14 protein-coding genes are annotated in these 12256 nt (G+C 69.0%); 11 read left to right on the top strand and 3 right to left on the bottom strand.

Annotated features, from left to right (window positions below; genetic code table 11):
- Window positions 1-83: 83 nt before the first annotated feature.
- The gene (locus H6927_01275; GenBank protein MCP5216731.1) at window positions 84-386 is read right to left on the bottom strand and encodes a hypothetical protein; all 303 of its coding nucleotides are present in this window, start codon (window positions 384-386) and stop codon (window positions 84-86) included.
- A gap of 168 nt (window positions 387-554) precedes the next feature.
- Here H6927_01275 and H6927_01270 point away from each other — a divergent pair, with 168 nt between their 5' ends.
- The 6 genes from H6927_01270 (at window position 555) to H6927_01245 (ending at window position 6696) form a co-directional block, all read left to right on the top strand.
- A complete protein-coding gene (locus H6927_01270; GenBank protein MCP5216730.1) occupies window positions 555-1487 on the top strand; it encodes a LysR family transcriptional regulator in 933 nt (310 codons plus the stop codon).
- 115 nt (window positions 1488-1602) lie between these two features.
- Window positions 1603-2565 carry a LysR family transcriptional regulator gene (locus H6927_01265; protein MCP5216729.1) on the top strand — a complete coding sequence of 321 codons (963 nt, stop codon included), beginning with the start codon at window positions 1603-1605 and terminating at the stop codon, window positions 2563-2565.
- A 25-nt stretch (window positions 2566-2590) separates the two neighbouring features.
- Window positions 2591-3574 carry an ABC transporter substrate-binding protein gene (locus H6927_01260; protein ID MCP5216728.1) on the top strand — a complete coding sequence of 328 codons (984 nt, stop codon included), beginning with the start codon at window positions 2591-2593 and terminating at the stop codon, window positions 3572-3574.
- An 18-nt stretch (window positions 3575-3592) separates the two neighbouring features.
- Complete coding sequence (locus H6927_01255) at window positions 3593-4360, top strand: ABC transporter permease (protein ID MCP5216727.1); 768 nt, start codon at window positions 3593-3595, stop codon at window positions 4358-4360.
- A gap of 11 nt (window positions 4361-4371) precedes the next feature.
- On the top strand, window positions 4372-5139 hold the full coding sequence (locus H6927_01250) for an ABC transporter ATP-binding protein (protein ID MCP5216726.1): 768 nt from the start codon (window positions 4372-4374) through the stop codon (window positions 5137-5139).
- A gap of 249 nt (window positions 5140-5388) precedes the next feature.
- On the top strand, window positions 5389-6696 hold the full coding sequence (locus H6927_01245) for an FAD-binding oxidoreductase (GenBank protein MCP5216725.1): 1308 nt from the start codon (window positions 5389-5391) through the stop codon (window positions 6694-6696).
- 6 nt (window positions 6697-6702) lie between these two features.
- Here the strand turns inward: H6927_01245 and H6927_01240 are convergent, their stop codons facing one another.
- On the bottom strand, window positions 6703-7392 hold the full coding sequence (locus H6927_01240; protein MCP5216724.1) for a dienelactone hydrolase family protein: 690 nt from the start codon (window positions 7390-7392) through the stop codon (window positions 6703-6705).
- Window positions 7393-7411: 19 nt separating this feature from the next.
- Complete coding sequence (locus H6927_01235) at window positions 7412-8011, bottom strand: 2-hydroxychromene-2-carboxylate isomerase (protein MCP5216723.1); 600 nt, start codon at window positions 8009-8011, stop codon at window positions 7412-7414.
- 91 nt (window positions 8012-8102) lie between these two features.
- On the opposite strand from H6927_01235, the gene H6927_01230 reads away from it, so the two are divergent.
- The 5 genes from H6927_01230 to H6927_01210 all read left to right on the top strand — a co-directional run bounded on the left by H6927_01230 (window position 8103) and on the right by H6927_01210 (window position 12255).
- Complete coding sequence (locus tag H6927_01230; protein ID MCP5216722.1) at window positions 8103-8585, top strand: MaoC family dehydratase; 483 nt, start codon at window positions 8103-8105, stop codon at window positions 8583-8585.
- A gap of 327 nt (window positions 8586-8912) precedes the next feature.
- The gene (locus H6927_01225) at window positions 8913-9413 is read left to right on the top strand and encodes a hypothetical protein (protein ID MCP5216721.1); all 501 of its coding nucleotides are present in this window, start codon (window positions 8913-8915) and stop codon (window positions 9411-9413) included.
- Window positions 9414-9420: 7 nt separating this feature from the next.
- A complete protein-coding gene (locus H6927_01220; protein ID MCP5216720.1) occupies window positions 9421-10593 on the top strand; it encodes a patatin-like phospholipase family protein in 1173 nt (390 codons plus the stop codon).
- Window positions 10590-11360, top strand: a complete 771-nt coding sequence (locus tag H6927_01215; protein MCP5216719.1) for an acetoacetate decarboxylase — start codon at window positions 10590-10592, stop codon at window positions 11358-11360. The genes H6927_01220 and H6927_01215 overlap by 4 nt, the downstream gene beginning before the upstream one ends.
- 79 nt (window positions 11361-11439) lie before the next feature.
- Window positions 11440-12255, top strand: coding sequence for a 3-hydroxybutyrate dehydrogenase (locus H6927_01210; GenBank protein ID MCP5216718.1), 816 nt, complete (start codon window positions 11440-11442; stop codon window positions 12253-12255).
- Window position 12256 lies beyond the last annotated feature (1 nt).

Here is a 12256-nt window from a genome sequence, read left to right as displayed (position 1 = left end):
GCCCGAAAGCCAAAAACCCCGCCGGCACGGGCGCGCCAGCGGGGTTGGGGCGGTATCTCCGGCCCGCGGGCCGGAGCGCGGCATCAGGCGGCTTCGCCGACGGCCAGGTGAAAGCCGTTGGCCAGCGCCTGGCGCGTGGCCTCGCGCACTTCGGCGCGCGTCACGGTGCTGGTGGGCTCGGGTGTGGCCTGGGCGCTCATCTCGCCGGCGGCCGGCAGCTGGCGCGCGGCGTCGGCGCGCACGTCCTGGCGTTGCAGCGAGCTGTTCAACACCACGGCCTGGCCGGCAAACGGCGCTTCACCGGCGGCCGGCTGCAGCGAGCCGGCAAAGGCGCTGCCCGACAGCAGCAGGACGGCGGCGGCGATGGAGGCGTTGAGTTTTTTCATGATGCATTCCTTCATATCGGTACGTTGATCCCCGCGGCCGACCGGCCGTGCGGGGCTCGAAGGTGTGTGTGTTGCGGCCTTCGATGGAACGTAGTTTGTGCCGATCGCGGTGTTTAAAAAAGCCCTTCAGAACGATTTCACTTGTTCCATATCGGAAATAATGTGGCCATGGACTCCCTCGACCTCATCCAGACCTTCCGCGAAGTCGCCCGGCGCGGCAGCTTCTCGGCCACGGCGCGCGCGCAGGGCGTGTCGCCGGCCAGCGTCAGCAAGTCGATCGCGCAGCTGGAGGCGCGCTTCGGCCTGCGCCTGTTCAACCGCACCACGCGCAAGGTGTCGCTGACCGACGCTGGGCAGCTGCTGTTCGAGCGCAGCGGCGCGCTGCTGGAGCTGATCGATCTGACCCAGGGCGAGCTGCACCAGCGCGCCACGCGCCCCAGCGGGCGGCTGCAGCTGACGGCCCCGCACGCGCTGATGCAGACCGACCTGCCGGCCCTGCTGGGCCAGTTCATGCTGCAGTACCCCGAGGTGACCCTGGACCTGCACGTGACCGACCGCGTGCTCAATCTGGTCGAGGAGGGAGTCGACCTGGCGTTTCGCATCGGTCCGATCGACGACGCCAACCAGATCGTGCGGCGCCTGGTGCCGATCGACTTCGTGGCCGCCGCCGCGCCGGCGTACTGGCGCGAGCACGGCAAGCCCAGCCATCCGCGCGATCTGCTCACGCACGCGCAGCTGGCCCACAACCTGTACGGCGAGGCGCCGCGCTGGCAGTTCAGCGTGCAGGGCAAGCCGCTGGAGCTGGCGCTGCAGCCGCGCTTTGCCGCCACCAGCCAAACCCCCCTGATCGCCCTGGCGATGCAGGGCCTGGGCGTGATCTGGGGTGCGCGCCGCGCGCTGGCGCCGCACCTCGAGCGCGGCGAGCTGGAGAGCGCGCTGGAGGCGTTCTCACCCGCCGATGTCTGGCTGCACGTGGTCTACATGCAGCGGCGCCACAACAGCGCGGCGCTGCGCGCGCTGCTGGCGCACCTGGAGGAATTCGCCCAGGCCTTCAGGCAGGCCGAGGCCGCCAAGCCGGCGCGTCATGCCGATTGCCGTTGATGGCGCGGTTTGTTCCCATTTTTGATATTAAATATTAGTTTTAATTAATTGAATATCCAATTCAACCTCGTTTCGATAGCATCAGAATAAATTCTGATAATCGATTGGAAACGAGGTGAAAACTGCCAGCGGGCTCGACGTCCGTGTCCTGCGCATCTTTGAGGCAGCCGCCCAGAGCGGGACGCTGTCGCGCGCGGCCAGCCAGCTCGGCATCACGCAGTCGGCCGTCTCGCAAGCCATTGGCCAGATCGAGCAGATCCTGGAAACGCAGGTCTTCGACCGCTCCCAGCGTCCTTTCAAGCTGACTGCGGCCGGCATTGCCCTGAGCCGGCGCGCGCGCCTGATCGTCAGCGACATGGACCGCCTGGTGGCCCATGTGCGCGAGGCCGACCTGGCCAGCCGGCCCGCCATCCGCGTGGGCATGATCGATTCGGTGGCCGCCACCGCGGGCCCGGGCATCATCAAGTGCGTCAACTCGGCGGCCAGCCAACTGCTGCTGTGGTCCGGTCTGGCGAACAGTCATGCGCAGGCCTTGCTGAGCCGCCAGCTCGATCTGATCGTCACCTCCGACACGCTCGAGGACGTGGATCGCATCATCCGCCGCACCATCTTCACCGAGCCCTTCATCGTGGTGGTGCCGGCCGCGCGCAAAAAGGAATTCGAAAAAATCGATCTGATCCAGATGGCCCAGCGCGCGCCGTTCATCCGCTTCAGCGCGCGCTCGCACTTCGGCGCCATGATCGAGCGGCACCTGCGGCGCGTGGGCCACACGCCGCTGCCGTCGCTGGAGATCGATTCGGCCGACATTGTCATGGCCATGGTGGCCGCGGGCCTGGGCTGGAGCATCACCACGCCGCTGTGCGTGCTGCAGGGCCGCGCCTGGTTGGGCCAGGTGGCCGCCCTGCCCCTGCCCGGCCCGCCGCTGAGCCGCACCATCCACCAGCTCTCGCGCGAAGGCGAGTACGAGGACATGGCGGGCACCTTCTTTCAGGCCAGCCGCAAGGTGCTGGACGACGAAATCTTTCCCGCCATCCGGGGGCACATCCCCTGGCTGCGCAACAGCATCGCCCTGTGCTGAGTTTTAACCACCCAAGGAGACAACCATGACCCTGAACCGCCGCCATTTCATCGGCGCCTGCGCCGCCGGCAGCCTGGCCTGCGCCGCCCCCTTGCCCGCATGGGCGGCCCCGCAGGCCGTCAGGTACGGCGGCTCGGCCTGGCTGGGGCACTACCCGGCGTACCTGGCCATGAGCGATGGCACTTTCAAGAGCGCCGGCATCGAGCAGAGCTGGGAGTCGTTCGGCACCTCGTCGGCGCGGCTGACCGCGCTCATGTCGGGGGGCATCGACATCGCCTGCACCGGCATCGTCTCGGCCATGGCCCTGATGGCGCGCGGCGCCAGGCAGTTCTCCATCATCGGCATTCCCGAGTCCTTCGGCCGTGTCGAAGGGCTGCTGGGGCGCGGCGGCATCAAGTCGGTGGCCGACCTGAAGGGCAAGAAGGTCGGCGTCACCTTTGCCTCCAGCGCGCACCTGCTGGTGCTGGACGTGCTGAGCAAGGCCGGGTTCAAGGACGCCGACGTGACGGTGCTGAACGTGCCGGCCCCCGAGCTGCCCGCGGCCATGCAGGCCGGCCAGATCGACGCCGCCGCGGCCTGGACGCCGCAGTTCGACGCCATCCGCAAGCAGCCCGGGGTGAGCCTGCTGGCCGACGACACGGCCTTCTCGCTCTACAAGTCCAGCCACGTGACGCCGGGGCCGGACGTGCTGGTGGTGCGCCGCGCCTTTGCCGACGGCAACAAGGAGCTCGTCAAGACCTATCTGAAGGCCTATTTCCAGGCCTGCGACCTGCTGCGCGACAAGCCGGACGCGGCCGTGCAGCCGCTGATGAAACTGACCAACCTGTCGGCCGAAGACCAGCTGGCCGCCGTCAGGGGCGCCGACTGGTATGGTGCCGCCCGCCAGCAGGAGCTGCTCAAGGGTCCGTTCGTCGATGGCCTGCAGCAGCTGGCCGAGATGCTGGTGCAGCACAAGCAGATCGACAAGGCGCCCCAGGTCAAGGACTGGGTGGATGCGTCCTTCATCTGACGCGGCGGGAAGCACAAGGTGAACCCCAAGAACCCGCCCCGGGCGTCCCTGCTGGCCACCAGCGCGCTGTCCGTGCTTGTCTTCCTGGCCATCTGGGAGCTGGTGTGCCGCACCGGGCTGGTCGATCCGATCTTTCTGCCTCCGCCCAGCGCCGTGCTGGCCAAGGGGTGGGCCATGGCCGAGCAGGGCACCCTGCTGGGCCAGGTGCTGGCGTCGGCGCGGCGCGTGATGACGGGCTTTCTCGCCGCCGCCCTGGTGGCCATCCCGCTGGGCATCGTGCTGGGCACCTCCACCTACGCCCGCGCCGCGTTCGACCCGCTGCTGTCGTTCCTGCGGCCGCTGCCCTCCATGAGCTGGATTCCCCTGTCGCTGCTGTGGTTCGGCATCACCGAGACGCAGAAGTACAGCATCGTGTTCATGGGCACCTTCGCGCCCGCGCTGGTGTACGTGATCGAGGCCACGCGCAACATCGACCCCCTGCTCATCCGCGCCGCCCAGAACCTGGGCGCCAGCCGATGGCAGGTGATGAAGGAAGTGATTCTCCCGGGCAGCCTGCCGCAGATTCTCAGCGGCATGAAGGTGATCCTGGGGCTGGCCTGGACCTGCGTGATCTCGGCCGAGCTGGTCGCCGCACGCGAGGGCCTGGGCTTTCTGATCATGAACGGCAAGGAATTCTTCCAGACCGAGGTGGTGGTGCTGGGCATGGTGCTGATCAGCGTCACGGTGCTCATCACCGACTTCGTGTTCCGGCAGATCGAGCACCGCGTGCTGAGGTGGCAGAAATGAGCAACGCGTCCATGATTTCCATTCAAGGCGTCTCCAAACACTACGGCAGCTTCCAGGCGCTCGAGCAGGTCGATCTGGACGTGGCCCAGGGCGAGTTCGTGGTGCTGCTGGGCGCTTCGGGGTGCGGCAAATCCACGCTGCTGAACCTGATCACCGGGTTCGACCACCCCACGTCCGGCCGCATCGTGGTCAACGGCAGGCCGGTCAACAAGGTCGATCCCAACTGCGGCATGGTGTTTCAGCAGTACGCCCTGTTTCCCTGGCTGACGGTGCTCGAGAACGTCGGCTTCGGCCTGAAGATGAAGGGCGTGCCCAAGGCCAGGCGCAACGAGGTGGCGCAGCGCTTCGTCGAGATGGTGGGCCTCAAGGGCTTCGAGGACCGTTTCCCGAGCGCCCTGTCCGGCGGCATGCGCCAGCGTGTGTCGATCGCCCGGGTGCTGGCCAACGACCCCGACGTCATCCTGCTGGACGAGCCCTTCGCGGCGCTCGACGCGATGACGCGCCAGGTGCTGCAGGACGAGCTGCTGCGCATCTACGAGAAGAGCAGGAAGACCATCGTCTTCATCACGCACTCCATCGATGAAGCGCTGCTGCTGTCCACCCGCATGCTCATCATGAGTGCCCGGCCCGGGCGGGTGGTGACCGACATCCGCAACGACCTGCCGATGCCGCGCAACGCCGAAGTCCAGCTCTCGCCGCGCTACAACGAGCTCAAGTCTCAGATCTGGAAAACCGTCCAGGCCGAGGTGATGCGCAGCCTCGAAGCCACGTCTCACTGAACCTAGAAACGGCAGTTGACCGCTTGCCATCCTCTCGAAAGCAGCGCCATGCTTGACTTCACTAACTCCGATCACGCTCACCTATCGGGTGAGCACGCTATGCACTTGCCGGCACCGCTCTCGACGCGCCATGCGGCGTTGCTCCGCCTTGCGGGCATCAGCCCGCTGCGTTGTCGCGCCTTGCCTGGCACGCCGATAGCGGCACCGGCAAGCGCATCCAACTGCCGTTTCTAGGCTGAAAGTTTTTTGATGACCGACCCCATCACCTACCCGCGCTACCAGGCGGCGTCCGGCTGGAACGCCTTGCTGCCCGCCCGGCAGGCGCGCACCGCGGCGCCCGAGGAGCGGCACTTCGAGGCCGTGGTCATCGGCGCCGGCGTCACCGGGCTGGCCGCCGCGCGGCGCATCGCCGAGCTGCAGCCGCAGGCCCGCGTGCTGCTGATCGACGCCAGCACCATCGGCGAGGGCTCGTCGGGGCGCAACTCCGGGTTTCTCATCAACCTGCCGCACAACACCGGCATGTCCGGCCACGGCAGCCCGGTGGAGGTGGCGCGCAAGCAGATCAAGCTCTACAACACCGGCATCGATTGGCTCAAGTCACTCGTCGACCAGCACGGCATCGACTGCGGCTGGAACCCGGTGGGCAAGTACCACGCCGCCGCCACGCCCGATGGCGAAATGCGGCTGCGCGAGACGCTGCGGCAATACGAGCAGTGGGGCGTGGCGTACCGCGAGCTTGGCGCCGATCAACTGCAGGCCGCCCTCGGCACGCGCTACTACCACTACGGCTACCACTCCCACAACAACATCTTCGTGCAGCCGGCCGCGCTGGTGCGGGGCCTGGCCGATCACCTGCCGGCCAACGTGCAGTTGTGGGAAGGCGAGCCGGTGCTGGCGCTGTCGCGCGGCCGCCGCCCGTTCGAGGTGCGCACGCGCTCGGCCACCCTCATGGCCGACCGGGTCGTGATTGCCAACAACGGCTTCGCCACCCGGCTGGGCCTGGCGCGCGACCGGGTGTTCACGATCTACACCTACGCGGCCCTGACCCCCAAGCTGCCCGTGGACGATCTGTCCCAGTTGGGCGATGCGCCCGAGTGGGGCGTCATCCCGGCCAATCGCCTGGGCACGACCCTGCGCCGCACGGCCTCGGGTCGATTCATGGTACGCAGCGCTTACTCCTACGAGTCGGAGCTGGATATGGGGTCGGTGCGCGCCATGCTGCAGGACTGCTACCGCCGCCGCTACTCGTCCATGCGCTCCTTCGCGTTCGAGCAGGTCTGGGGCGGCGTAACGGCCCTGACTCGCAACGGCGCGCTGTACTTCGGCCGGGTCGAGGAGGGGCTGTACGTGTCCGTCGGCTGCAACGGCGCCGGCCTGCTCAAGGGCAGCATGTTCGGCAAGCTGCTGGGCGAGATGGCCTGCGGCGCGCAATCGCCCGAGCTGGCCGACGCGCTGGGCTTTCAGCGTCCGACCTGGTTGCCGCCCGAGCCCATTCGCCGCATCGCCGTGGTGTCGGCCATTCATTACCAGAAGTACCGCGCCGGGCTGGAGCGCTGAGGGCACTCAGCCCAGATGCCGGGCAAAGAACGCCAGCGTGCGCTCGCGCGCCAGCGTGGCCGCGGCTTCGTTCCATGCCGCGCGCTGGTCGCAGTTGAAGCCGTGCGGCGCCGCGTACAGGTGCACGTCCACCGCCGGGTGGGCCTGGCGCAGCGCCGCCACGCCGTCCATGGGCACCGACTTGTCGTGGTCGGACAGATGGGCCTGCACCGGCACCTTGGGCTGCAGCGCCAGCTCGGCCGGCGCCGCCATGCCGCCGCCGTAGTAGCACACGGCCGCGCTCAGGTGCGTGCAGCCGCTGGCCGCGCGCCAGGCCAGCAGGCCGCCCCAGCAAAAGCCCACCACGCCCACCTTGCCGGCGCCGGCTTGCCGCGCGTGGTCGATGGCGGCCTGGATGTCGGGCAGCACGCCGGGCGCGGGCAGGGCCTCGGCGGCGCGCTTCAGGCCCATGCCGGCCTGCATGGCGGCCTCGTCGTAGCCCAGCTCGACCCCCGCCCGCACCCGCCCGAAGGTGGCGGGCGCCAGCGCCAGATAGCCTGCGGCCGCGTAGCCTTCGGCCACCGCGCGGATGTGCGTGTTGACGCCGAAGATTTCCTGCAGCACCACCACCGCGCCGCTCGGCGCGCCGGCCGGCTCGGCCAGCCAGGTGGTGACGGCCTGGCCGTCGGCGGCCTTCAGTTCAAGCCAGTGTCCCATGCGTTGCTCCTTGGTCGATTCACAAGCCCAGCGCCCGGCGCACGAAGTCCAGCCGGTCCTGGCCCCAGAACAGCTCGCCCTCGATGACGTAGGTGGGCGCGCCGAACACCCCGGCGTCGATGGCGGACTGGGTCTGCGCCTCGTAGCGTGCCTGCACCTCGGGTGCCTGCGCCGCGCCCAGGCGCTCGGCCGGCAGGTCGCTTTCGTCCAGCAGCTCGGCCAGCGTGCCGGCGCTGGCGATGTCGCGCTGCTCGGCCCAGCAGGCGGCCATGACGGCGCCGGTCAGACGCAGCGCCGCGTCGGCGCCGTCGGCCTGCGCCACGGCGGTGATCAGGCGCGCGGCGGGGGCGCCATCGACCGGAAAATGGCGCGGCTCGGGGTGCAGGGCCACGCCCAGGTGCTCGGCAAAGCGGCGCAGCTCCACCAGCCGGTAGGCCTGGCGCTGCGGCGCGCGCTGGCCCAGCGGCAGGCCGCCCGAGAGCGGGAAGATGCGGCCATAGTCCACCGGCAGCACGCGCACGGCGCGCCGGCTGGCGCGCAGCAGCTCGACGAAGCGGGCATGGCCCAGGTATGCCCAAGGGCTTTGCGGGGTGAAAAAGTAGTCGACGGGGCGGGACATGGCGTACCTTGCGAATAATGGGCCTGTTGTAGCAGAGAGCGGCCGCGCGCGCGAGCGGCGGGGCCGCTGCCGATTTTTCATGGAAACCAACATGTCGCAAGCCAAGGCCAACAAGACCATCAAGTACTACTGGGAAGACCTGCACGCCGGCCAGACCATCGAGCTGGGCAGCGTCACCGTCGAGCGCGAGGAGGCGCTGGCCTTTGCCGGCCGCTACGACCCGCAGCCCTTCCACCTGGACGACGAGGCCGCCGCGCAGTCGATCTTCGGCCGGCTGGCCACCAGCGGCTGGCACACCTGCAGCATGGCCATGGGCCTGATGGTGCGCAACTTCCTGCTCGAGTCGTCCAGCCTGGGCTCGCCCGGCCTGGAAAAGCTGCAGTGGCTCAAGCCCGTGTTCCCCGGCGACACGCTCACGCTGCGTCAGCGCGTGACCGAGACGCGGCCGATGAAGTCGCGCCCCGACGTCGGCCTGGTGCGCACGCAGTGGGAGATGTTCAACCAGCGCGGCGAGCAGGTGCTGATGATGGACGGCTACGGCATGTTCCGCCGCCGCACGCCGGCCGCCGGCTGAGAAGGTGCGAACGAACCCGCCATGCCCGCTCATCCCGCCCAAACGCGCCCGCTCGGTGTTGCAAATGCTCGCCGTAGCCCGAGCTACGTCTGCGCTTTGCGCCTTGATCGGCCACGTTGGGGCGGTCTGCTCGGGCACGCCGGATTCATTCACACCTTCTGACCCAGCGCCGAGGGTGTGACGCCGGTCACGGGCAAGTCGTGACGACCGGCACTGTGCACGCGCCGCCCAGGCGCCTAGAGTGGGCCCCATGCCTGATGACAGCTTGTCATCTCAACGGTTCTTCGCAGGCATCCCCGAAGAGCGCCGATGAACATGGAGCCCATCATGAACACACCCACCCTCCAACGCACCGGCCTGCGCACGGCCGTGGCGCTGGCCGCCCTGGCGCTGGGCGGCACGCTGGCCGCCCCCGCCTGGGCCGCCGCGCCCGCCGCCACCGCGCCAGCCAAGGCCACGCAGGCCAGCAAGCCCGTGGTGGTCGACGAGGACGTGACGATGTTCGACGTCGTGCCCGGCACCACCTACCTCAACGGCGGCGTCGGCCAGCTGAGCGAGGAGCGCATGCACAAGGACGCGCGCCACTGGCCGCTGCGCCTGACGTTTTCCGACAAGTCCAGCAACGAGTTCGTCGCCGACGTGAAGCTGAAGATCTTCGACCACGGCGGCCGCGCCGTGCTGCGCCTGAAGGACGCCGGCCCGATGACCTACGTGCAGCTGCCCCAGGGCGACTACCGCGTCACCGCCGCGTACAAGGGCGACACCCTGACGCGGGAGATCCACATCGGCCCCAAGGGCATGGACGCCAACTTCCACTGGATGAGCTGAGCCCTTCATGCCGCATGCCGCAAGCCCCCGCTCATCGAACGCCCCCCTCGCCGCCCTGGTGCTGCAGGGTGGCGGCGCGCTGGGCGCGTACCAGGCTGGCGCCTACGAGGCGCTGGCGCTGCGCGCGCAGGCGCTGGACTGGGTGGCGGGCATTTCCATCGGCGCGATCAACGCGGCGCTGATCGCCGGCAACCCGCCGGGGCGGCGCGTGGAGCGCCTGCGTGCCTTCTGGGAGCGCGTCAGCCTGGCGCTGCCGCTGCGCCCGCAGGCCGAGTGGGTGGCGCCGGTGCGCGGCTGGTGGGACAACGCCATGGCCCTGTGGGGCGCGATGGTGGGCGTGCCGGGCTTTTTTGCGCCGCGCCCGCCGCTGGCCTGGTGGCCGCAGCCGCCCGCCAGCTGGTACGACACCGCGCCGCTGCGCGATACGCTGCTGGAGCTGGTGGACTTCGAGCTGCTCAACCAGGGCCCCATGCGCTTTTCGGTCGGCGCGGTGGACGTGCAAAGCGGCAACTTCACCTACTTCGACAACCGGCGCGAGCGCATCGGCCCCGAGCACGTGATGGCCAGCGGCGCGCTGCCGCCGGGCTTTGGCGCCGTGCCCATCGGCGAGCATTTCTACTGGGACGGCGGCCTGGTGTCCAACACCCCGCTGGCTTATGTGATGGACCAGCTGCCGGCCGGCGCCGCGCGGCCGGTCACGGTGTTCCAGATCGACCTGTTTCGCGCCCGCGGCCGCGTGCCGCAGACCCTGGCCGACGCGGCCGAGCGCGAGAAGGACATCCGCTTTTCCAGCCGCACCCGGCTGGTCAGCGACGAGGTGCGCGCGCGCCATCAGCTGCACGCGCGGCTGCGCCGCCTGGCGGCGTTGCTGCCCAAGGCCCGGCGCGCCAGCGCCGAGGTGCAGGCCTTGCTGGCGGGCACGCTGGACGCGCCCGTCACCCTGGTGCACGTGATCCATCGGCGCAAGGACAGCGAGACCCAGACCAAGGACTACGAGTTCTCCCACCTGTCCATGACCGAGCACTGGCAGGCCGGCGGCGCCGACATGGGCGCCGCGCTGCAGCTGCTGGGCCGCCAGGGCGCGCCGCGGCCGGGCGAGTTTCGCGTGCTCGATGCGCACCCCGACGCGCCCATGCCGCGCCACCCTCCTGCCGTCACTTCCAAGGAAAACCCGTCATGAATCAGCACGACGTTCGCGCCCAGGCCTGGGCCATGCCGCTGACCAGCCCGATCTACCCGCGCGGGCCCTACCGCTTCGTCAACCGCGAGTTCATGGTCATCAGCTACCGCACCGACCCCGCGCTGCTCGATGCCGTGGTGCCCGCGCCGCTCAAGCCCGCGCCCGGCGCCATCGTCAAGATGGAGTTCATCCGCATGCCCGACTCCACCGGCTTTGGCGACTACACCGAGTCGGGCCAGGTGATCCCGGTCAGCTTCAACGGCGCGCCCGGCACCTACTCGCACAACATGTTCCTCAACGACGACGCGCCGATTGCCGGCGGGCGCGAGATCTGGGGCTTTCCCAAGAAGCTGGCCGGCCCCAGCCTGCGCGTGGACAAGGACGTGCTGGTGGGCACGCTGGACTACGGCGACATCCGCGTGGCCACCGGCACCATGGGCTACAAGCACCGCCCGTTCGACCACGACCAGGCGCTGGCCGCGGTGACCGGCGCCAACTACCTGCTCAAGATCATGCCGCACGTGGACTGCACGCCGCGCGTGTGCGAGCTGGTGCGCTACCACTGCCAGGACGTGACCGTGAAGGGCGCCTGGGAAGGCCCGGCCGCGCTGCAATTGTTCGAGCACGCGCTGGCCCCCGTGGCGCGCCTGCCGGTGCTGGAGGTGGTGGGCGCGGTGCACATCCTGACCGACCTGACGCTGGGCCTGGGCGAGGTGGTGCACGACTACCTGGCCGACGGCACCGCGGCGCGCAAGCATGCGAAGTAGTATCAATTTAATAGCTTGTGGCGCTTGATTGGCGCCCGCCAACGACCCCTTTCATTTAAAAACCTACCGGAGCATCATCATGAGCAACCCCCAAGTCCAGGCCAGCACCACCCTCAGCCTCAAGGGCAAGACAGCCCTCGTCACCGGCGCCGCCAGCGGCCTGGGCAAGCGCATCGCCGAGGTCTACGCCGACGCCGGCGCCAACGTCGTCATCGCCGACCTGAAACTGGCCGACGCGCAGGCCGCCGCCGACGCCATCGCCGCCAAGGGCGTCAAGACCCTGGCCATCGTGATGGACGTGACCGACGAGGCCGCGGTGGACGCCGGCTTCGCGCAGGTGCAAAAGACACTGGGCGCGGTTGACATCGTGGTCAGCAACGCCGGCATCCAGATCGTCGCGCCGATCGAGGACTTCAAGTTCGCCGACTGGAAGAAGCTGCTGGCCGTGCACCTGGACGGCGGCTTCCTCACCTCGCGCGCGGCGGTGCGGCAGATGATCGCCTCGGGCCGCGGCGGCTGCATCATCTTCATGGGCTCGGTGCACTCCAAGGAGGCCTCCAAGCTCAAGAGCCCCTACGTCACGGCCAAGCACGGCCTGGAAGGCCTGGCCAAGGTCATCGCCAAGGAAGGCGCGGCGCACAACATCCGCGCCAACGTCATCTGCCCGGGCTTCGTGCGCACGCCGCTGGTCGAAAAGCAGATCCCCGAGCAGGCGGCCGAGCTGCACATCAGCGAGGACGAGGTCATCAAGACCGTGATGCTCAAGGACACCGTCGACGGCGAGTTCACCACCACCGACGACGTGGCGCAGGCCGCGCTCACCTTCGCCGCCTGGCCCAGCAACGCGCTCACCGGCCAGTCGCTGGTGGTCAGCCACGGCTGGTTCATGCAGTAGG

It is taken from the genome of Burkholderiaceae bacterium (assembly GCA_024235995.1).
GTDB lineage: Bacteria > Pseudomonadota > Gammaproteobacteria > Burkholderiales > Burkholderiaceae_C > Ottowia.
The sequence above is the reverse complement of the archived record's forward strand: the minus strand, read 5'-3'. Positions and strand labels throughout refer to the sequence as shown.

Bases quoted from the DNA above. Each gene is read 5' to 3' on its own strand.
- H6927_01275 (MCP5216731.1), bottom strand. From the start codon at position 386: ATGAAAAAACTCAACGCCTCCATCGCCGCCGCCGTCCTGCTGCTGTCG.
- H6927_01270 (MCP5216730.1), top strand. From the start codon at position 555: ATGGACTCCCTCGACCTCATCCAGACCTTCCGCGAAGTCGCCCGGCGC.
- H6927_01260 (MCP5216728.1), top strand. From the start codon at position 2,591: ATGACCCTGAACCGCCGCCATTTCATCGGCGCCTGCGCCGCCGGCAGC.
- H6927_01250 (MCP5216726.1), top strand. From the start codon at position 4,372: ATGATTTCCATTCAAGGCGTCTCCAAACACTACGGCAGCTTCCAGGCG.
- H6927_01245 (MCP5216725.1), top strand. From the start codon at position 5,389: ATGACCGACCCCATCACCTACCCGCGCTACCAGGCGGCGTCCGGCTGG.
- H6927_01240 (MCP5216724.1), bottom strand. From the start codon at position 7,392: ATGGGACACTGGCTTGAACTGAAGGCCGCCGACGGCCAGGCCGTCACC.
- H6927_01235 (MCP5216723.1), bottom strand. From the start codon at position 8,011: ATGTCCCGCCCCGTCGACTACTTTTTCACCCCGCAAAGCCCTTGGGCA.
- H6927_01230 (MCP5216722.1), top strand. From the start codon at position 8,103: ATGTCGCAAGCCAAGGCCAACAAGACCATCAAGTACTACTGGGAAGAC.
- H6927_01225 (MCP5216721.1), top strand. From the start codon at position 8,913: ATGAACACACCCACCCTCCAACGCACCGGCCTGCGCACGGCCGTGGCG.
- H6927_01220 (MCP5216720.1), top strand. From the start codon at position 9,421: ATGCCGCATGCCGCAAGCCCCCGCTCATCGAACGCCCCCCTCGCCGCC.
- H6927_01215 (MCP5216719.1), top strand. From the start codon at position 10,590: ATGAATCAGCACGACGTTCGCGCCCAGGCCTGGGCCATGCCGCTGACC.
- H6927_01210 (MCP5216718.1), top strand. From the start codon at position 11,440: ATGAGCAACCCCCAAGTCCAGGCCAGCACCACCCTCAGCCTCAAGGGC.